The organism is Pseudomonas sp. (assembly GCF_030147005.1).
Classification (GTDB): Bacteria; Pseudomonadota; Gammaproteobacteria; order Pseudomonadales; family Pseudomonadaceae; genus Aquipseudomonas.
On the sequence record NZ_JASLAW010000187.1, the window covers coordinates 1 to 17,865 of the forward strand.

Consider the following 17,865-nt stretch of genomic DNA (forward strand, 5'->3'; position numbering starts at 1 on the left):
CATCGGCCAGGCGCTGGTGCGGCACGTCAACGACTGGTGGCGCAGCCATCTGCACACGGAGTACGGTCTGCAAAGCGCCCTGGAGCTGCAATACGAAACCCATTTCAGCCGCTTCCTGATGCCGACCATTCGCGGTGCCGAGGAGGGCAGCAAGAAACGCTACGCCGGCCTGGTGGTGCGCGACGATGGCAGCGAAGAGATGGTCTACAAAGGGCTGGAGACCGTGCGCAGTGACTGGTCGCCCCTGGCCCGGCAGTTTCAGCAGGAGCTCTACCGGCGCATCTTCCATCGCCAGCCCCATCAGGAGTATGTCCGCGATTATGTGCGCCGTACCTTGAGCGGCGAACTCGACGAGCTACTGATCTACCGTAAGCGCCTGCGCCGGCCGTTGCATGACTACGAACGCAACGTTCCGCCGCATGTACGCGCCGCACGCCTGGCCGATGAATACAACGACCGCCTCGGGCGTCCGCGCCAGTACCAGCGCGGCGGCTGGATCAGCTATGTAATCAGCGTCAATGGGCCGCAGCCGCTGGAAGTGCGGCAAGCGCCTATCGACTACGATCATTACGTGACCCGCCAACTGCAGCCGGTGGCCGACGCGATCCTGCCGTTCGTGAACGATGACTTCGGCACCCTGGTGGGCGGGCAGATGGGCCTGTTCTAGGCCATCGGCCACGCCATCTGCAAGACCTACGCTTAGGAGGAAACACCCATGTACACGCTCTATGGCACCGACGAATCCGGCTCCTGCATGATCGAGATTGCGCTGCAACGCTGCGCCGTGCCCTGGCATCGCGTGGACGCCAGCTCCTGGCACGACGGCGAGGGCAGCGAAGCCCTCGCGCGGATCAACCCACTCAAACAGATTCCCACCCTGGTCACGCCCGATGGCCAGGTGCTGACCGAAAGCGCTGCCATCCTGATCCATCTCGGCCTTGAGTATCCCCACGCCGACCTGCTGGCCGGCAACCGCGCGCAGATCCTGCGCGGCCTGTTGTACATCGCTGCCAATTGCTATTCGGCCATCGGCATCATCGACTATCCGCAACGCTGGCTGGGCGACGTGGATGAAACCCTGCAAGCGCAACTGGCCACCGGCACGCGGCGCTATCTGCATCAGGCCTGGGTGGTGTTTGCCAATCAGTTTGCCGACCAGTTGTTTACGCCCGACAACGTGCCCAATGCACTGGGCATCATGGCCGCGGCGGTGTCGCGCTGGGATGAAGCGCGCGAGGCACTGCGCAGCCTGGCGCCGGGCTTTGCGCGAACCCTGGAGCGCGTGGATGCCGACCCGGTCGTGGCGCCCGTGTTCGCCCGGCATTGGCCGCAGTGGGAAGTCTCGTAATCAGAGGAAACAATGACCCCCGCCACCCTCCAACTCCTTGCACCGCGTGCATCCTGACCTACGCTTCTCAAGGTAGCGTAGGAATCATCCTTGAATTTGACTGTCGCAGACATGAAACTCAAGAACCCTGCATGGAATTCAAAGGAGGTGCGCATGCTCATCCGGTCGCTGACCCTGGCTACCTTGATGGCTTTTACGGGGCCGTTGTTGGCTGCCGATGATAATCCGCTCACGCTGGAGACGGGCAAAACCCGCCCGCTGGTCGTAGTAGAACTCGACGCGGGTAACCCGACGTTGGCCACGCTCAAGAAACAACTGGAGGAGCCCGCCACCAAGCAGTCCTTCGAAGAGCGCAGCATGGTGCTCTACACCGTGAAGTTCGGCAGCATCGGCGCCGAGGGCGAGAAGTTCGCCAAGGACCCCAAGGACAGCAAAAAGCTCACACCGCCTGAAACCAATGCGCTGATCCGCGCCCTTAAACTCGGGGTCGGCAGTGGCACCAAGGTGATCCTGGTGGGCAAGGACGGTGACAAGAAACTCGAGAAGAACGTGCCGCCGGATACGCTCGATCTGAAAGAGTTCTTCAGTGCCATCGACCAGATGCCGATGGCCGAGAAAGAAGCGGCTGCCGCGCCGGAACCTGCGCCGGTCGAACCCGCTCCAGCCAAGGGCGCGAAACCCGGCAAACCCGGCAGCAAGCCCGCGCCGCCGCAACTGGACGATTGAGCATGCACATCCAAAATGTGGGAGGGGCTTGCCTCCCCCACATCAACGCCGCAGCGTGCTTAAGATTTTGGCGCTTTGCGCACCGGAAACGGAAAGTAGAAAAACCGCAGGAATGCCACCCGCTTGATCACTTCCCCAATCAGCAACGGCACGACCACGGCCACTACAAAGGCCCCACACGCCGCCATGACCGGATGCAAACCCAGGCGCTCCATCAGGTCGAAGGTTTTGTGCTGGATCTCCCCATGGAAAATCAACAGGATCAACGTGGATTGGCCGATGTAGGTCATCGCCCGAGTCAGCACGGTAGACACCATCAACACCCGCGCCAGCGCCCAGCACAGGTACACACCGATCACCGCCAGCAGGCTCGTCCACAACCAGTGGTCGTAGCGGCGCTGCGACAGGTCCATGGTGTCGTGGCTGTAAAGGAACACTGCGGCGAACAGCACCACCGAAATCACCAGGGTCAACAGCGAGCCTTCATGCCGACGCAGCCAATCGCGCAGCAGGTAGCCGTAGATGAAGTAGGTGCTGCTGATCAGTGTCACGTCGAGGCTGAAGGGCAGACCGGGCAGCGTCCAGGTCTGCTCTCCCACGGTGACCGGCACTTGCCAGAACCACGGCAGCATCCAGATGCCGAGCAACAGTTGCGCGCCGACCAGCAAGCAAGCCGCCAGCAACGGCAGCTTCAGGCGCTGGATCAGCCGCAGCATCAGCCAACTGAACACGATCGCCACCCAAAAGTGCGGCAAAAACCACAAGGCCTGCCACGGGATGGTGTCCACGGATGCATACAGCACGCCGCCGATATCCGGCAGCAACGGTTGCCCGCGCAGCACATCGCGTACGATCACATACGCCAGCATGGTAAAAAAGAACGGCTTTAGCAGGCCATCGGCCTTGCGCACCGCCATTTCCACGAATGGCTGCTCGGGCTTGAAAAATACCCCGGACAAAAAGAAGAACAACGGCAGCACGAACGACGCCAGGATCGCGTACTGCAAGTCCGGCGAGTTGGCGGAAAACCAACTGTGGCCATATACGATAATCAGGATACCGACGCCTTTGGCGATATCCATTTGAACCCAACGATGTTTCATTTAAGTCGCCCCGAACGATCATTCACGCCTTGCGCCACGGCTTCAGCCACAGCCCCATCCCCAGCAACACCACGGCGCCCGCCAGGGTGCTCAAACCCAGTTGCAGCCATACGTCTTCGATTCCAAATAACACCAATGCCGCCAGCCCCACCAGCACGGCGCCGAGCAGCCATTGCCGCCCCCAGGGCAGGGCACTGAGCAACGCCTGGCGCTGCATCAGCAGCAGCGCGGTGCAGACCACGCCCGCCAGCGCCGCCAAGGGAATGCCGGCCAAACCAACCACAAACGGCAGCACGCCCAGCAGCAGCACGTTGACCAGACTGCCGAGCAGTTCGCAGCGCAGCGGCTGACGCGTATCGCCGGCGGCGTAGGCGTAACGCGCGAGCAGGGCGTTCCATGCGCCGAACACCAAGGGCACGGCAAACCATGCCAGCAACAGCGGCAGCGGCGAGCCCGCCGCCTGGCTGGGCAGCAGCAGCGCCACCAGGCTCGGTGCCGCCGCCACCAGCCCGACGCCGGCCGGCAAGGTCAGTACGCTGGCGGTTTCCAGGCCGCGCTTGAGCAGGGCCAGGCGTTCATCGCCCTGGCGTCGGCTCATCATGCCCAGCAGCACTTGATTGAGGCTCATCAGCGCAATCAGCGGCAGGTTCATCAGCTTGCGTGCCAGGTTGACCCACGTCACCGCGCCTTCCCCCAGCAACGACGCCACCAGGCGCTCGATCAACGCCAGGCCCTGGCTGGCGCCATTGCTCAGCAACAGCGGGCCGATGCGCTGGCCCAGCTCGCGCAAGGGTGCGAGCGACACTTGCATGCGCCAGGGTCGCCAGCCCTGGCGCCAGATCGACGGCAGCAGCGCCAACGGCATCAAGCCACTGCCGATCAGGCACGCCAGCGCGACGCTGTGCGGCTGGCTGGCGGTGCCTGCCAATGCGAGGTACGTCACCGGCGGCAGGTTGAACAGCAGCGAACCCAAGCCCGCCAGCACGAAGCGCTCGCTGGCCTGCAATGGAACACTGAACAGCGCATGCAGCATCAGGCCCGGTACACACCACGCCACAATCTGCAGATTGCCCGCGGCCATGGCCGTGGCGCTGGCCGCCAGCCCAGGGCCGAGCAGCTGCACCCACCACGGCGCCAACAGCATCAGCAACAGGCTGGTGAGCAGCGCAATCAACAGCAACGTCGGGAACAACACCGCCAGCCAGTCCAGGCGTTCGCGGTGTTGGCGTTGCAGATACAGCGGCAGCGCGGCGGCACTCAACACGCCGCCGGCCAGCGACATGCGCAGCGCCTCGGGCAAGAACAGCGCCACAAGGAACGCATCACTGCGCTCGCCCGCGCCCCAGGCCGCCACCAGCAACCACTCGCGCGCAAATCCCAGGCACAGGCCCAGCAGGGTCGCCACGGTCAGCCAGGCGGCGGAGCCAAGCATCAGGACCGCGCACCATCAAGCACCGGCTTGCGAAACACCACGGTTTTGACCTGAGGCAGGCGCGCCGGGAACAAGCGGCGCGCCTCCAGTACATTAATCCCCACCATCAGCCAGAACAGCGCCACCATCACTACGGCAAAACTGAAATAGTGGTCAAACAAACCGCTGACCAGTGCCGACAGGATGCCGGCCATGCTGCCCAGCCACAGCGCGTTGTCTTTGGTCAGGCGGATCGGGCCTTTTTCCGGGCGGGCTTCACGCCACCAGCGCACGGTGACCGCGATAAACAACAGCATGCCGACTACGCCGGTCTTGTAGATAAAGTTCAGCCACAGGTTGGAGATTCCCAGCAACTGCGTACCCGGCACCGGCGGGTCGACTTTGAAGCCGATGCCGAACGGATACGCCGCCACGGCCTGCGGAAACATGCTGTATTCGTCAAAACGCACTTCGGTACTGGCGTTGCTCGACGAGAAAATAGTCGCCAGGCGTTCCTGCAACGGCGGATAAGCCATCACCAACGCCACGGTCAGCGCAGCGCCGATCATCAGTAAACGTCCGGTGTACGGCACGCGCCGGGTGGCCATCCACATCAGCACCAGCGCCAGGCTGACCATCGCCCCCCGGCTGCTGGCCAGCAGCAACGCCGCCGCCCCCAGGCACGCTACGCCCAAGCCCAATGCGCGTTTCCAACCCTGTTCGGTCATGCCGTAGCAGAAGGCCAGAGGCAGCAGCAGCGCCATGATTCCGCCGATGGCGTTCGGGTGCATCCAAGGCGAGCCCATGCGCGAGGACATGGCTTCCAGGCCGAATTTCAACATGTCGAAGTTGCCGTAATTGAGCAGCGCCAGTATCGGCGCAATCCCTGCCCCGGAGCGCGTGCGCACGAACACCGCAATCGACATCACCAGCATCGCCAGGGTGCCCAGCAGCAAGGCAATCACCAGGCTTTCGCGGCGCTTGTAATCCACCAGCAACTTGGCCGTGAGAAACACCCCCGACAGGTTGAGCAACCAGCGCAGCCAGTTGGCCACGCCGCTCGTTTCGGCGTGGATGCTGACCTGGCCGACGATAAACGGGAACACACTGAACAGCATCAGCCACAGCAGCATCTGGTCAGTGGGGCGACGAGCCAGGCGCGGCGCGTCGGGCAGGCGTGCCAGAAAACCCTGCCACAGCACCGCGCCCCAGGTCAGCGCAAGAATGGCTTCGCTCACGGTACTGCGGATGCCCAGGTTGACCGTGGAATAGGGCATGAAGGTCGCGACCAGTGCGAACAGCAACAAGCCCCAGAATGGAAAGCGCAGGATGGTCACCGCCGCCGCCAGGCCGACCACGGCGAGAAACGCCTTGGCCGGTGACAGGGCCAGGGCGATCACGCCAAACAGCACGCCGAAGAGGATCGCGACGAGGCTTGCGAGGGGGAGTCTCATTTCAGTTCCTCGATCAATTCGGCCAGGCGCCGGCGATAGGCGTGTTGGTTAAACCGTTCGGCCCATTGGCGGTGTTGTTCGGGCGAGGCTTCATCGCCGCGCTCAGCCAGGTTCAGCATCAGCTGTACCAATGCGGGCCCCTCGGTGGGCGAAAAGCGCGGCGCCGACGGCGGGGTGATTTCGTCCAGCGAGGTACCGCTGGCCACGGCCACGGGAGTGCCGACGCTCAGCGCTTCAATCACCGGCAAACCGAAACCTTCTGCGTAGGAGGGTTGCCACACACGTGACGCCTGGCGGTACAGCCCGTGCAACTCGGCGTCGCTGACGCCACTCAGCGCACGAATGCCCGGCAGCTTGCGCTGGGCTTCGGGCAGGTGCTCAAGGCTGCCCACCAGCACCAGTTCCGGCACGCTGGGGGATTGGCGCCGCGCCTGTTGCCAGGCATCCACCAGGAACGGCACGTTCTTGCGCAATTCACGGGTGCCGACCAACAGCCAGAAGCCCTGGGGCAATTGACGGGCCGAGAGGTCGGCCGGCGGTTCGTTGAAGCCATCCACTTGGTTGGGCAGTACGCGAATCTTGCCCGCCGCCTGAGGGAACAACCTTGCGGTTTCGTCGGCGCTGTACTGGGAGGGCGTCCATACCCGGTCGGCGCTGCGCACGGCGTAGGCAATCGACAGGCGATCGGTGGTCTTGTACAGCAGCGCCTTCACGCGGCTGGCGTGGTAGTTGTCCAGGGTGATCTGGAACAGGTCGTGCAGCAGCACCACGGTACGCAACCCGTTGGGTTTGGGCGGCAGCGGCAGGCCCATATTGAAGGTGCTGATGTAAAGGTCGATGTGCTGTTCGCGCAGGGCGCGGGGTAGAAAACCGGCTTCGAAGCGCAAGCGGTTCTGCGGCTGGTGCATCGCCGTTTTCGCGCACCCCCAGGCCGGGCAGTGTGCCTGTGAACGCATTTCATCGCCCAGGGGCGCCACGGTAAACCGCTCCAGTTCAATCTCCGGCATGCTGCGCAGGGCGCCTTCCAGGGCATACACCTGGCGGCTGATGCCGGATTGCGGCGAGGTGCCGACGGTGCGGTAATCCAGGCCTATACGCATGCGGGCTCCTTTTGATTGAGCGGCGAAAGGGTGGCGTACACCTGCTCCAGTTGGCTGGCGGCAACGCTCCAGTCGTGGGCTCGCCGCACATAGGCTCGGCCGGCTTCACCCATGGGCGCGGCGGCTTCGGGCGATTGCAGCAGGCGCACCACGGCGTCCGCCAGGCTGGCGGCGGTTTGCCCGCCGAGGTAGTCCAGGCCGTCCACCAGATCCAGGCCCGACACGCCCTGTTCGGTGCTGGCCAGGGGCAGGCCGGCCGCCAGCGCTTCGAGCACTTTGAGCTTGGAACCGCCGCCATGGCGCAACGGCGCGAGAAACACTGAACAGGTCGATTGCAGGTTCAACAGGTTCGGCACAAAGCCTTGCCACTCGATGCGCGGGTCCTGCCAGCGTTGGCGCCAACTGTCGGGCATGCCGAAGCCGCACACGCTCATGCGCGCCTCGGGGCAGCGTTCCCAGACTTTGGGCAGGATTTCATCCAGCGCCCATTCGATCGCATCCACATTGGGCGCGTATTCATAGTTGCCGAGAAACAGCACGCGGCGGGTCGAGGGGTCTGGGTGGGCACCGGCGAAATGGTCGCAGTCCACGCCGTTGACCACCACCGGCACCGGTTTGCCGGCGATTGTTTCCAGCACCTGCGCATCGCTGTCGGTCACCGCCACCACTTGGGCAGCCTGGCGCATCACCCGCCGCTCCCAGCGCGTGTAGCGCCATTGGTCGTAGCGAATGAACGGCAGCGCCCAACGCGGCAGGCGGTCATACGTTGCCGCGCCGAGCGCCGACTCAACGTTATGTTCGGTCAGCACGAAGGGTTGGGATTGGCGCGCCAGGGCATCTTCGTAAGGCTGGAAGGTGTAGGTGTGCTCGATCTGCACCACGTCCCAATGTTCGTTGAGCAATTGGTTGAACGTGTCCTGCAACGCCCCCGACAGACCATTCACGCTGGCCAGCAACGGGTAAGGCGCAAACAGGCCGGCCACCAGGGTTTTTACGCTGCGCAATGGGCGGCGGGGCAGGACGATCAATTGCTCAAGAAACGCTTCGAGCACGTGGCGATCGGTCAGCGACACCGGATGCTTGTCATGCAGCAGCAAGGTGATCCGGTGCCCCCGCGCCGCCAGGCTGCGCAGCAGGTGGAACTGGCGCGTCTTGCCGCCGCTGGTGGCGGGCCAGGGCGAGTAGGGCAGGATCCATAAAATGCGCATGCCGGGCTTTAATCCCATAACAGAATTTGCAGGTTCGTCTTCACCGGGACAGTCAGCCCTTTGGTGCCGCTCACCGGTGTTTGCGTGCCGCGCAACGGGTCATACAGCGTGGCGCTGGCCAGGTTCGGCAAGTGTGCGTTACCGCCACGGGCCGACCAGAAAAACCACAGCTTGCGCCCGTCGGCACGGGTCCAGCCGATGCTGAACAGGCCGTCGGGCAATTGGTCGGCGGTGGGCGGGTCGCCGGGGGTCAGTTGCGGCCCACTGACGGCGAGAAAATTTTTCAACGCGGTGTAGACCGGCTTGGGCTTGGCGTCGATATCGAGCAAGCCGTAGGCGCGGTCGCGCACGCTGGCGCGCTGGTCGAGGTCGCTCAGGGTAAACAGGAAAATCCTGTCGAAATCCAGCGCGCTCATCAGCGCCAGGCGGCGTATCACATAATCGGCCTGGCCCTGTTGGGTGATGATGTCCTGGGCTTCTTTGGGACCGCGGTAGTTCGACCAACCCCACTCGGTGCTCCACAAGGTTTTTACACCGCTGTTGCGCAGCTTCTGGTTGAGCGCGGTGGTCTTGGCCACGAAGTCGGGGTTGGCAGGGTCGTTGCCTTCGGGCAGTTGGGTGTAAGGGTGGTAAGACATGACGGTGTTCAGGCTCGGCACGCCGAGGGCATCAAGGGCGTCGAGCATGGTCTGGCCGTTGGGCATTTCGCTGAAAAACGCCATGCCGGCCGCGACCACCGGCTTGTTCGGGTTGACTGCGCGCAGTGCGGCGGCGGTGGTGCTCAGCAGCCCGGCATAACCGGCCGGGTCCGCCTGCGGGCGCCAGAAACCCAGCAGGTTCGGTTCGTTCCACACCTGCCAGGCGTCGACGCTGGGGTAGCGCTGGGCCAACAGGGCCATGCGGATCGCAAACACATTCGGATCTTGCGGCGGGTATTGATCCTGGTAAGGCGCGCCCACCGGCGCGGTGGTGATAAAGGGCGCCGAGCCGACCAGGTAAAACACCGACTTGAGCTGGTTGTCTTTAAGCTTGGTCACTAACTCATCCAGCGTCGCCACCTGGTATTGGTCGGCGACCGGCTCCAGTCGGTCCCAGTGCAGGTCCAGGCGCACCCATTCCAGGCCCAGGTCCTTAAGGCGGTCGATTTGCAGCTGGTAGCGCTCGGGGCTGAACCACAGGAACTGCGCGTTGACGCCAAGGAAATCCTTCCACACCACCACCTTGTTGCCTTTGAGCACATGGCTCTCGGCGTCGGCCTGGCGCCCCCAGATAAAGGCGGTCAGGCTCAGCGCGGCGACCAGCGCAAAGGTGATGAAGTACGTACGTTTACGCGCCATATGCGGCCCCCGCAATCGCTTGTTCGAAGAGCTGTTTGAAGTGCTGCGCCGTCAGCGGCCACAAACGTTCGCGGCCGATTGCCCCGGCGCGTTCAGCCCAATCCTGGGCCAACGTCGGCGTACGGGCCAGGCGCAACAATTGCGCGCCCAGCGCGGCCACATCGCCCTCGGGATAGATCGCGCCGTTACCGCTGGCAACTTCTTCGGCGAACGCTCGGGCATCGGAGGTAATTGCCCCGCGCCCGCATGCGGCGGCCCAGGACAACGCGCCACTGGTGCCACGCTGGCGACCGAGCAGGCCGAGTTTTTTCGATTCGCGATACGGCAGCACCATCACATGGTGGGCCTGGATCGTTTGAGCTATTTCGTCAGCCGGCAGGTTCAGCCGCCAATCGATGGAGCCCGCCAGGCCGAGGTCGGCGATCTGGCGGTTCAACTGCTCCAGGTAATTGCCGCCCGCGCCAAACGCCATTTCGGCGGCAGTGCCGCCAGCCAGGGTCAGGCGCACACGGTCACGCAATTCGGGGGCTTGCTCGAAGACGGCGGCCAGGGCTTGCAACAGGTCTTCAATACCTTTGCCACGGTAGATAAATCCGAAATACAGCAGGTGCAGCGTATCCAGCGGCGGCAACGCCACTGCTGGAATCGCCAGGTTGGCGTGGTGGATTACCGCCACTTTGCCGGCGGGCAATTGCATGCGCTGGCTGAGGCAATCGGCGCCCAGGCGGGTCAGGGTGATCAACCGGGTCAGGCCACGGGCGACATGGCGTTCTTCGCGCAGGGTCAAGGGATCCGCCAGCACCACGGCCGCCTGGGGCAACGGGCTGGGCAGGCGCTCCAGCAGGTTGAGAGGGAAGGGCAGGTGCTCGCGCCGCCACACGATGCGCTCGGGGTCATGCACCGTGGCCGTCAGCGGCAGGCTCGGGCAGGCCTTGCGCAACTCGCGCAACGCCAGGAATTCCCCCAGACGCCCGCCGCCCAGCTCGGCGTGGACCAGGTCCACGCTGCGCCAGTCGAACGCGGCGATTGCGGGCTTGATCGCCGCGCTCGAGCCTTCCACGCCGCTCAACGGTGTCAGCACCGTCACGCCCAGTTGCTCCAGTGCCGTCTTGAAATGGTTCGCATAGTCGGCGATCCCATTCTTTTCCGGCGGCAAAGGCGCGAGCAGGGCGATGCGCATCAGAACGCCCCCCGGTATTTGGCGATGGTGCGCAGCACTTTGGCCGGCACTTCGAATTTACGTCGGTTGATGATGATGCCGTCGACTTTGCCGAACGCCGTATTGAGGATCGACAGCGCGTGCTCCACCACCGGCACCGTGCTTTTCTGGGCTTCCACCACCAGCGCGATCAGGTCGGCGCGGCGCAGGTTGACGAACGCATCGCGGTTGTCCAGCAGCGCCGAGGCGTCCAGCAGCACCACTTCGCCTGGTGCTGCCTGGGCAGCTCCGCCGACGCGCACGGTAATGCCGTTTTCCTGAAGCAATTGGCGCAGTTGCTCCACCACGAAAGTCACCCCTTCGCCGTGGCGCGCCGAGGTCAACCCGAGGGTCATGCCGCGTTCGGCCACGCGATCCAACTGCAGCAGGCCGTACAGTCGGTAGATGCTCGCATTGAACGCATTGGTGCTTTGCGCGGTGCTGGTGTCCAGCTCCGGCAGGGTGGTCCACAGCGGCAGGCCGAACTTGCGTTCCACCAAGCCGCCATCGTGAATGCGCTGATCGAGCAGGTAGCACAGGTAGACCACCAGCAGGCCGACGACGATGGCGAACGGGATCGCCAGCAACAGCATCAGCAGGGTTTTCGGGAAGATGCGGCCTGGGTTCAGGGTGGCTTCCTCGATCACCGCGATGTTGCTGATCTGGCTGTTATCCAGCTCACGGTCGATGCGCGATTTTTCCAGGTTGTCCACGTACAGCGCGTAGTTACGCTCGGTGGTATTCAGCTCACGGGACAGGCGCGCCAGCTCCGGTTCAATCTCCAGGGCTTCCTTGCGTTGCGCTTCGAGATTGACCAGTTGCTTCTGCTGTTGCACCAGTTGGGTACGCAGCGCCAGGTTGTTGCTGGACTCGTCGAGCAGCACGCGCTGCAAGTGGATCTCGAGGGTGTTCGGCGCGCGGTTTTCCGAGCTTTGCACGGTGTTGCTTTCATTCGAGACCTGGACCTGCATCGCTCGAATCGACGCATCCAGGGCTTTGACCGGCGGCGCGTTGTCGGTGTAGGTGCGCATCATGTCGGCCTTTTCCAGCAGCTTCTGGTTGAGCAGACGACGCAAATCCTGCTGCTGCGGGTTCAGCGCAATCTGGCGAACCGTGGTCACTTCCTTGGGCTGGGTCTTGAGCTGGGTGCGCGTGCTCGCAATGGCGCTGTCGGACGAGGCGATCAAGCGACTCGTGTTGAACGTCTCGCCCCGCAGCACGTTGATGCGTTCGGATAAATCTTCCAGGCGATCCGTGATGCTCGCCGCGCCGATCCGGTTCAAGTGGGTGAGGATCTGCTCCTTGTAGCTCTTGATTTCGGTCGCGCTGTTGGCCGCCTGGCCTTCATAGAAGGCATACAGGCTCTTGCGGCCCAGGGCCTGGGTGCGTTCGTTGATGTAGGTCTCGACCCAACTCTTGACCACCGCCTGGGCGATTTCCGGGTCGCCCCATTTGAAGCTGATGTCCATCACCGTGGAGCCCGCCGCGTGGCTGACTTCGAAGTTCTTCTCCAGGCTCGCCGCGAGGCGCTCCACCGGTGTGGTCTTTTCGACGACGCCCACGGTTTCCAGCACCACCCGTATGCCGTCGAACACCGCGCCGATGCCGTTTTTGACATAGGACTTGGTGCGCTTCCAGAAGCCTTCCGGCGGCGGCATTTTGTCGATGACTTCCAGGTAATGCTCGGCCACCGCGCGGACGATCGGGCGCCCGGTCAGCAGGCGTTCCTCATCGACAATCGGGTCGCGCTGGGTGCTGGGCATGACCAGCGCCTGGCGGTTGCTGATTTCGATCGGCAGCGTCGAGTCCCGCCCCGGCTTGACCAACAGGCGCGCGGTGGATTCGTACTTGGCCGGCAGCAGGAAAGCCCCCAGCAAAATGATCACCAGCGCCGCGATGGCCGCCAGCCTGAACTCCTTGCGAAAGATGAAGAACAGGCGCAGAAGATCGCGAAAAGAACGGATCTCGATCATGGATGTCGCTCCTTCAGTTACTGCCGCCGCTGGTTCGGGTGTAGTTGTAGCCAACCCCGATCGACTTGGTGAATGGGATCAGTTGGTTCAGGTAGGTATCCACGCCCTGGATGCGCTCGCCCACATTGGATTTGGGCACGAACACCACATCACCGCGTTGCAGCGGCACTTGTTTACGCCCGTTGGGACCGGTCTTGAGGTATTGGCTGAAGTCCAGGAAGTAGGCGCGATAGTAGCCCTGGGCATCTTCGCGCAGCAGCGCAACCATGCTGGCGTCGCCCGCCGGGTTGACCCCGCCGGCGCCGATAATGGCCTGCTCCAGGGTGTTGGCCGTGGCGATCTGCACGGCGGTCGGGTTGTTCACCGCACCGCCGACGATGATCGAGTTGGCCGGCGCCTGGTTGATATTCACCGTCACCCGCGGTTCGCGATACACCGGCGCGAGCTTGTTGCTCAGCTCGCTCGCCACCTCGGACGGAGTGCGCCGGGCCACCTGGATCGGGCCCAGGAACGGATAGTTGATCTTGCCGTCGGTTTGCACCGTGTACAGCGTCAGCTCATAGATCGTGCTGACGTTGAACGCCGAGAGTGTCGGCATTTCCCCGGCGTCGCGCACGATGCGCAACTGATCGCCGACGCGGATGCGCTCCACTGCCGGTGGCAGTTGGGCCAGTTGGTCGAGGGCGCGCTTGCCTTCCTCGACGGCCTTGTCGTCAGGCGCGACGATGCGCGCGGGTGTATTGCAGGCGGCCAAGGCCATCATGGCCAGGACGAGCACGGTTCGTTTCATCAAATAGGATTTCCTGTAGGTCATGATGCTCACCTCCAATAACCGGGGAACATGCTGATGCGCCGCTTGAGGGCGAGAGGTAGCCGGCGTTCCTGATGCCCCAGCCGATAGCCGAGCAACTTGAACGCACTGCGCACCAGCACTTCGGGTACGCGGTGCAATGCACCGGCTGCGCGCAATGCTGCGAGTTCAGCCAGTACATAGCGTTTACCTTCACCGCCGGCATCGCCAAAGGCCTGGCGTATCCACGGTTCGCGACCGTAGAACACGCCGATGTCGAAGTAGCGGTGAAACTCATCCATGAGTCGGTAATCGTGGGAGTGGTACACCTGGGCCGACGCGGCGTAGCGCACGGTGTAGCCTTCGATCAGCATGCGTGCCGCGACGTAGGCGTCTTCGCTGCCGATGACGTCGGCGGGGAAGCCGCCCACGGCGTGCAGGGCGCTGCGCCGGTACGCGGAAAACGAGTCGGAGCTGAAACAGGTCTTGATCCCCAGTTCCGGTGCATCGGCCAGGCGTTTGCTGCGGCTTTGGGCCGGGTAATTGAAGTGTCGCGACTGCGCCCCCAGCACACCGGCGCCAGGGTGCGGCAGTTGCCGGCCGTAGGCCACGCCGTTGAGCGGGTCTTGCTGCAATTCAGCGAGCAGGTTGGCGAAGGTCTCGGGCGCGGCGGGAATGGCGTCCTGGGTCATCACAATCAAGGCGTCACCGTTCACCTGTTCACTGGCCCAGCGCCGCGTGCCGCCGTGGTTGAAGTCGCGGGCATCGATCACCTCGACCCGCGCGCCGTATTCGCGAAAGCGCGCTGCGGTGTCATCGCTCGAGGCGCTGTCGACCACCAGCATCTCGTCCGGCTGCAGGGTCTGCATCTTCAGCGCGGGCAGCAGCCGCGCCAAATGGCTGGACGCGTTACGGGTCGGGATGATCAACGAGGTGCGCATGTCACTTCTTCACGTCGGCGGGCGCACGCCCATAGATGTCATCGAAACGCACGATATCGTCTTCGCCCAGGTACTCGCCGCTCTGTACCTCGATCATCACCAGGTCGATGATGCCGGGGTTGGTCAGGCGGTGCTTGTGCCCGGCCGGTATATAGGTGGATTCGTTGGCGTTGATCAGGAATTCGCGCTCGCCATTGGTGATCTGCGCCGCGCCGCTGACCACCACCCAGTGCTCGCTGCGGTGATGGTGCATTTGCAGCGACAACGACGCCAGGGGCTTGACCACGATGCGCTTGATCTTGAAGCGGCTGCTTTCCTCCAGCACGGTGTAGGTGCCCCACGGCCGGGTGACAGTGCGATGCAGGCTGAACGCCGGGTGGTTCTGGCGCTTGAGCTCGGCCACGATGTAGCGCACGTCCTGGCTGCGATGGGCGTCGGCGATCAGCAGCGCGTCGGGGGTGTCGACGATGATCAGGTCACGCACGCCGACCGCACCGAGTACGCGCTTGGGCGAGTCGATGTAGCAGTTGTGCACGTCATGCAAAATCGCTTCGCCATTGACCTGGTTGCCCTGGGCGTCGCTGGGAGTGAGCTGGCGCAGGGCTTCCCAGGAACCGATGTCGCTCCAGCCGATGTCGCACGGCACCACGGCCACTTGCCCGGACTTTTCCATCAGCGCCACGTCAATGGAAATGTCCGGCGCGCTGGCAAAGGCGTCGCTGTCGAGTTCGCGCTGACGCGAGGTTTTGTTCTGCAGGTGCTGGCTGTGTTCGAGGGCGGCACGCGCGGCGATCAGAACGTCGGGCGCATGGGTGTTGAGTTCAGCCACCAGGGTGCTGGCCTTGAAGCAGAACATGCCCGCGTTCCACAGGTGTTTGCCGCCGTCGAGGTAGGTTTGGGCGGTGGCCAGGTCGGGCTTTTCGACAAAGCGCTTGACCCGGTTGCCCACGCTCAGCGCTTCGCCTTTTTCGATATAGCCGAAACCGGTTTCCGGGTGGTCGGGTTGAATGCCGAACGTCACCAGGTAGCCGGCTTCGGCCAGGTCGCGGGCCTGGGCAACGGCGGCGGCGAATGCGCTTTCATCGAGCACCAGATGGTCGGCGGGCATCACCAGCAGTTGCGCGTCACTGCCGAAATGTTCCTGCACATGCAGCGCCGCCACGGCGATCGCCGCTGCGGTGTTGCGCCCGAAGGGTTCGAGCAGCAGGTCCAGCGGCAGGTGGGCCTTGTTGACCCCACGGTAGTCATCCAGGGTGCGGAACAGCAGGTCGCGGTTGGTCACCGTGAGCACGCTCTCCACGCCGGGCAGGCGGGCGGCACGCTGAAAAGTTTTTTGCAGCAGGCTCTGGCCGTCGCGCATGCGCATGAACGGCTTGGGCATGTTCTGCCGGGACACCGGCCACAAGCGTGTGCCCGAACCACCGGAAATAATGCAGGGAATCAATCCGTTGAGGGTGTTCATCAATAGACTTCCTTGGTGGAAAGGACGGCCGGGACCGTCATGAAAACGATGTACAAGTCAAACCACACCGACCATTTGGAGATGTACTCCAGGTCGTACTCGACGCGTTTCTGGATTTTGAACAGGGTATCGGTTTCGCCCCGGTAGCCGTTGATCTGCGCCCAACCGGTGATGCCTGGCTTGACCCGGTGCCGTGAGCTGTATTCGCTCACCGCCACTTCAAAAGGAATGCCCGCTGCCTTGGTGGCGGTGGCGTGGGGGCGCGGGCCGACCATGGACATGTTGCCCAGCAGTACGTTGAACAACTGGGGCAGCTCGTCGATGCTGGTCTTGCGGATGATGCGGCCGACTCGTGTGATACGCGGGTCCTGGCGGGTAGTCTGGCGTTCGGCGGTGAAGTCGCTTTGGTCAGTGAACATCGAACGGAACTTGAACACGCGGATTTCATTGTCGTTGTAGCCATAGCGGTTCTGGCGAAACAGCACCGGGCCCTTGGAATCGAGTTTGATCGCGACGGCCGTCAACAGCATCAACGGCGACAGCACCACCAAAGCAATGCTGGCCAGCAACAGGTCTTCGCAGCGCTTGATAAAGGGCGACCAGCCGCGCAGCGGTAACTGCGAGGTGTTGAACATCAGGATACCGCCCACGTCGGTAATGTGGCTGTGGCCGTAGCGCAGGGCGGCCATGTCCGGCACCAGCATCACGTTCACCGACATCTGCCGCAGGCGATTGACCAGCCCGAGGATACGCTGCTCGGCGGACCAAGGCAGGCAGATCATCACTTGGTTGACCTGCTCGGCGCGAATCAACTTTTCCAGGTCGCGGGTGTTGCCCAGCAGCGGCAGGTTGCTCAGCTCCTTGGGTATGCGTTCGGTGCGGTCGTCGATAAAACCGATCAGGCCGGAGCGAATATCGCCATTGCGTTGCAGGTGGTCGGCGATATGCACGGCGGTGTCGGTGAAGCCCAGAAGCACCGTGCGTTGCAGGAATTTGCCCCTGCGCATCAGGCTGCGGTACAGGCGCAGCATCATCATGCGCTCCAGGCAGAACAGCCCCAGGCTTGCGAAGTACCAGGCCACGAGATTGCGCGGGTTCAATTGCGGGAACACCTGCAGGATCTGGTACATGAACAGCAGAATGCAGAACGCCGACGACCAGGCCACGATTTTGGCGCGCAAGCGCAGGCGGTTGCTGAACAGTTCTTCGGAATAGATGCCCAGGGCCTGGAACAAAATAATCGTCAGGAAGGCGAAAAACAGCAACAGACCCAGAAAGCGCGAGCGCATCTCGAGCGCCATCGGGTCGAGCAAAAACGCCAGCACCAGCGGTGGCAGAATGGCGGTCAGGCCATGGATCAACTTGACAAAAATAACAAAAAATTCAACGAAACCTGCACGAGTCAAAAACAAACTGACAACTGATGACTTCTCTCGCATACAAACGTCCCTCATTGCATACCAAGTCCGCTTTGCGACTGTTCAACTGAGCAGGCGGCGAACTAAATCTGGTTAAAACGCAACCATCATCCAAGTGAATCCATCCAAATGAAGGAAGTTTTGCGGGAAAAATGGCTAAAAGAGACTCCTTGTGCGGATCAGTCAATACATTGACGGGCCGGTGGGTTCGGCATTGTTGTCGAGTAGATCAGGTTTTTGCATGTCATATGCTTGACGTTCCTGGTGCTGGCACTTGGCTTTGGGGAGGTGATTTTGAGTGTAGAAACAAATGTGAGAATTTTCCTGCCGGCTGCGAAAAGGTTTTTTCGTGTGGCAGAAAAAGGGGACACGCAGGGGCGAATTGCGTAAAGCAAT

Annotated in this window: 15 protein-coding genes; 3 read left to right on the forward strand and 12 right to left on the reverse strand. The window is 62.8% G+C overall.

Annotated elements, in window-relative coordinates; all coding sequences use genetic code 11:
• The 3 genes from Q1V60_RS17380 to Q1V60_RS17390 form a co-directional block, all read left to right on the forward strand.
• Positions 1-667, forward strand: a 667-nt coding sequence (locus tag Q1V60_RS17380; RefSeq protein ID WP_300632796.1) for a DNA polymerase domain-containing protein, incomplete at its 5' end; no start/stop codon positions are given.
• Between the two features lie 48 nt (positions 668-715).
• A complete protein-coding gene (locus tag Q1V60_RS17385) occupies positions 716-1,348 on the forward strand; it encodes a glutathione S-transferase (protein WP_300632798.1) in 633 nt (210 codons plus the stop codon).
• Positions 1,349-1,501: 153 nt separating this feature from the next.
• Positions 1,502-2,074 (forward strand): DUF4174 domain-containing protein, encoded by a 573-nt coding sequence (locus tag Q1V60_RS17390; RefSeq protein WP_300632800.1) that lies wholly within the window; start codon positions 1,502-1,504, stop codon positions 2,072-2,074.
• A 59-nt stretch (positions 2,075-2,133) separates the two neighbouring features.
• Here Q1V60_RS17390 and Q1V60_RS17395 read toward each other — a convergent pair whose 3' ends face one another.
• The 12 genes from Q1V60_RS17395 to Q1V60_RS17450 are packed head-to-tail and all read right to left on the reverse strand — an operon-like array spanning position 2,134 to position 17,490.
• Positions 2,134-3,177, reverse strand: a complete 1,044-nt coding sequence (locus Q1V60_RS17395; protein WP_300632801.1) for an acyltransferase family protein — start codon at positions 3,175-3,177, stop codon at positions 2,134-2,136.
• A gap of 22 nt (positions 3,178-3,199) precedes the next feature.
• A complete protein-coding gene (locus Q1V60_RS17400) occupies positions 3,200-4,609 on the reverse strand; it encodes a lipid II flippase MurJ (protein WP_300632803.1) in 1,410 nt (469 codons plus the stop codon).
• Positions 4,609-6,042 (reverse strand): O-antigen ligase family protein, encoded by a 1,434-nt coding sequence (locus Q1V60_RS17405; RefSeq protein ID WP_300632805.1) that lies wholly within the window; start codon positions 6,040-6,042, stop codon positions 4,609-4,611. The genes Q1V60_RS17400 and Q1V60_RS17405 overlap by 1 nt, the downstream gene beginning before the upstream one ends.
• Positions 6,039-7,142, reverse strand: a complete 1,104-nt coding sequence (locus Q1V60_RS17410) for a glycosyltransferase family 1 protein (RefSeq protein ID WP_300632807.1) — start codon at positions 7,140-7,142, stop codon at positions 6,039-6,041. Before Q1V60_RS17410 ends, Q1V60_RS17405 begins: the two co-directional genes overlap by 4 nt.
• Positions 7,133-8,350, reverse strand: a complete 1,218-nt coding sequence (locus tag Q1V60_RS17415) for a glycosyltransferase family 4 protein (RefSeq protein ID WP_300632809.1) — start codon at positions 8,348-8,350, stop codon at positions 7,133-7,135. Before Q1V60_RS17415 ends, Q1V60_RS17410 begins: the two co-directional genes overlap by 10 nt.
• An 8-nt stretch (positions 8,351-8,358) precedes the next feature.
• Positions 8,359-9,687, reverse strand: a complete 1,329-nt coding sequence (locus tag Q1V60_RS17420; protein ID WP_300632811.1) for a cellulase family glycosylhydrolase — start codon at positions 9,685-9,687, stop codon at positions 8,359-8,361.
• On the reverse strand, positions 9,677-10,867 hold the full coding sequence (locus Q1V60_RS17425; RefSeq protein WP_300632813.1) for a glycosyltransferase: 1,191 nt from the start codon (positions 10,865-10,867) through the stop codon (positions 9,677-9,679). Before Q1V60_RS17425 ends, Q1V60_RS17420 begins: the two co-directional genes overlap by 11 nt.
• Entirely contained in the window at positions 10,867-12,858 is a 1,992-nt protein-coding gene (locus Q1V60_RS17430) for an exopolysaccharide transport family protein (protein WP_300632815.1), read from the reverse strand. The genes Q1V60_RS17425 and Q1V60_RS17430 overlap by 1 nt, the downstream gene beginning before the upstream one ends.
• Positions 12,859-12,871: 13 nt before the next feature.
• Entirely contained in the window at positions 12,872-13,648 is a 777-nt protein-coding gene (locus Q1V60_RS17435) for a polysaccharide biosynthesis/export family protein (RefSeq protein WP_300632817.1), read from the reverse strand.
• A 29-nt stretch (positions 13,649-13,677) separates the two neighbouring features.
• Positions 13,678-14,589, reverse strand: coding sequence for a glycosyltransferase family 2 protein (locus Q1V60_RS17440; RefSeq protein ID WP_300632818.1), 912 nt, complete (start codon positions 14,587-14,589; stop codon positions 13,678-13,680).
• 1 nt (position 14,590) lies between these two features.
• Entirely contained in the window at positions 14,591-16,051 is a 1,461-nt protein-coding gene (locus tag Q1V60_RS17445) for a mannose-1-phosphate guanylyltransferase/mannose-6-phosphate isomerase (protein ID WP_300632819.1), read from the reverse strand.
• Positions 16,051-17,490, reverse strand: coding sequence for an undecaprenyl-phosphate glucose phosphotransferase (locus Q1V60_RS17450; protein ID WP_300632821.1), 1,440 nt, complete (start codon positions 17,488-17,490; stop codon positions 16,051-16,053). The genes Q1V60_RS17445 and Q1V60_RS17450 overlap by 1 nt, the downstream gene beginning before the upstream one ends.
• Positions 17,491-17,865 lie beyond the last annotated feature (375 nt).

What these genes read in the sequence shown, in the direction of transcription:
- Q1V60_RS17440 (WP_300632818.1), bottom strand. Translation starts at nt 14,589, where the DNA reads ATGCGCACCTCGTTGATCATCCCGACCCGTAACGCGTCCAGCCATTTG.
- Q1V60_RS17435 (WP_300632817.1), bottom strand. Translation starts at nt 13,648, where the DNA reads ATGAAACGAACCGTGCTCGTCCTGGCCATGATGGCCTTGGCCGCCTGC.
- Q1V60_RS17425 (WP_300632813.1), bottom strand. Translation starts at nt 10,867, where the DNA reads ATGCGCATCGCCCTGCTCGCGCCTTTGCCGCCGGAAAAGAATGGGATC.
- Q1V60_RS17450 (WP_300632821.1), bottom strand. Translation starts at nt 17,490, where the DNA reads ATGCGAGAGAAGTCATCAGTTGTCAGTTTGTTTTTGACTCGTGCAGGT.
- Q1V60_RS17385 (WP_300632798.1), top strand. Translation starts at nt 716, where the DNA reads ATGTACACGCTCTATGGCACCGACGAATCCGGCTCCTGCATGATCGAG.
- Q1V60_RS17420 (WP_300632811.1), bottom strand. Translation starts at nt 9,687, where the DNA reads ATGGCGCGTAAACGTACGTACTTCATCACCTTTGCGCTGGTCGCCGCG.
- Q1V60_RS17395 (WP_300632801.1), bottom strand. Translation starts at nt 3,177, where the DNA reads ATGAAACATCGTTGGGTTCAAATGGATATCGCCAAAGGCGTCGGTATC.
- Q1V60_RS17400 (WP_300632803.1), bottom strand. Translation starts at nt 4,609, where the DNA reads ATGCTTGGCTCCGCCGCCTGGCTGACCGTGGCGACCCTGCTGGGCCTG.
- Q1V60_RS17445 (WP_300632819.1), bottom strand. Translation starts at nt 16,051, where the DNA reads ATGAACACCCTCAACGGATTGATTCCCTGCATTATTTCCGGTGGTTCG.
- Q1V60_RS17410 (WP_300632807.1), bottom strand. Translation starts at nt 7,142, where the DNA reads ATGCGTATAGGCCTGGATTACCGCACCGTCGGCACCTCGCCGCAATCC.
- Q1V60_RS17415 (WP_300632809.1), bottom strand. Translation starts at nt 8,350, where the DNA reads ATGCGCATTTTATGGATCCTGCCCTACTCGCCCTGGCCCGCCACCAGC.
- Q1V60_RS17390 (WP_300632800.1), top strand. Translation starts at nt 1,502, where the DNA reads ATGCTCATCCGGTCGCTGACCCTGGCTACCTTGATGGCTTTTACGGGG.
- Q1V60_RS17405 (WP_300632805.1), bottom strand. Translation starts at nt 6,042, where the DNA reads ATGAGACTCCCCCTCGCAAGCCTCGTCGCGATCCTCTTCGGCGTGCTG.
- Q1V60_RS17430 (WP_300632815.1), bottom strand. Translation starts at nt 12,858, where the DNA reads ATGATCGAGATCCGTTCTTTTCGCGATCTTCTGCGCCTGTTCTTCATC.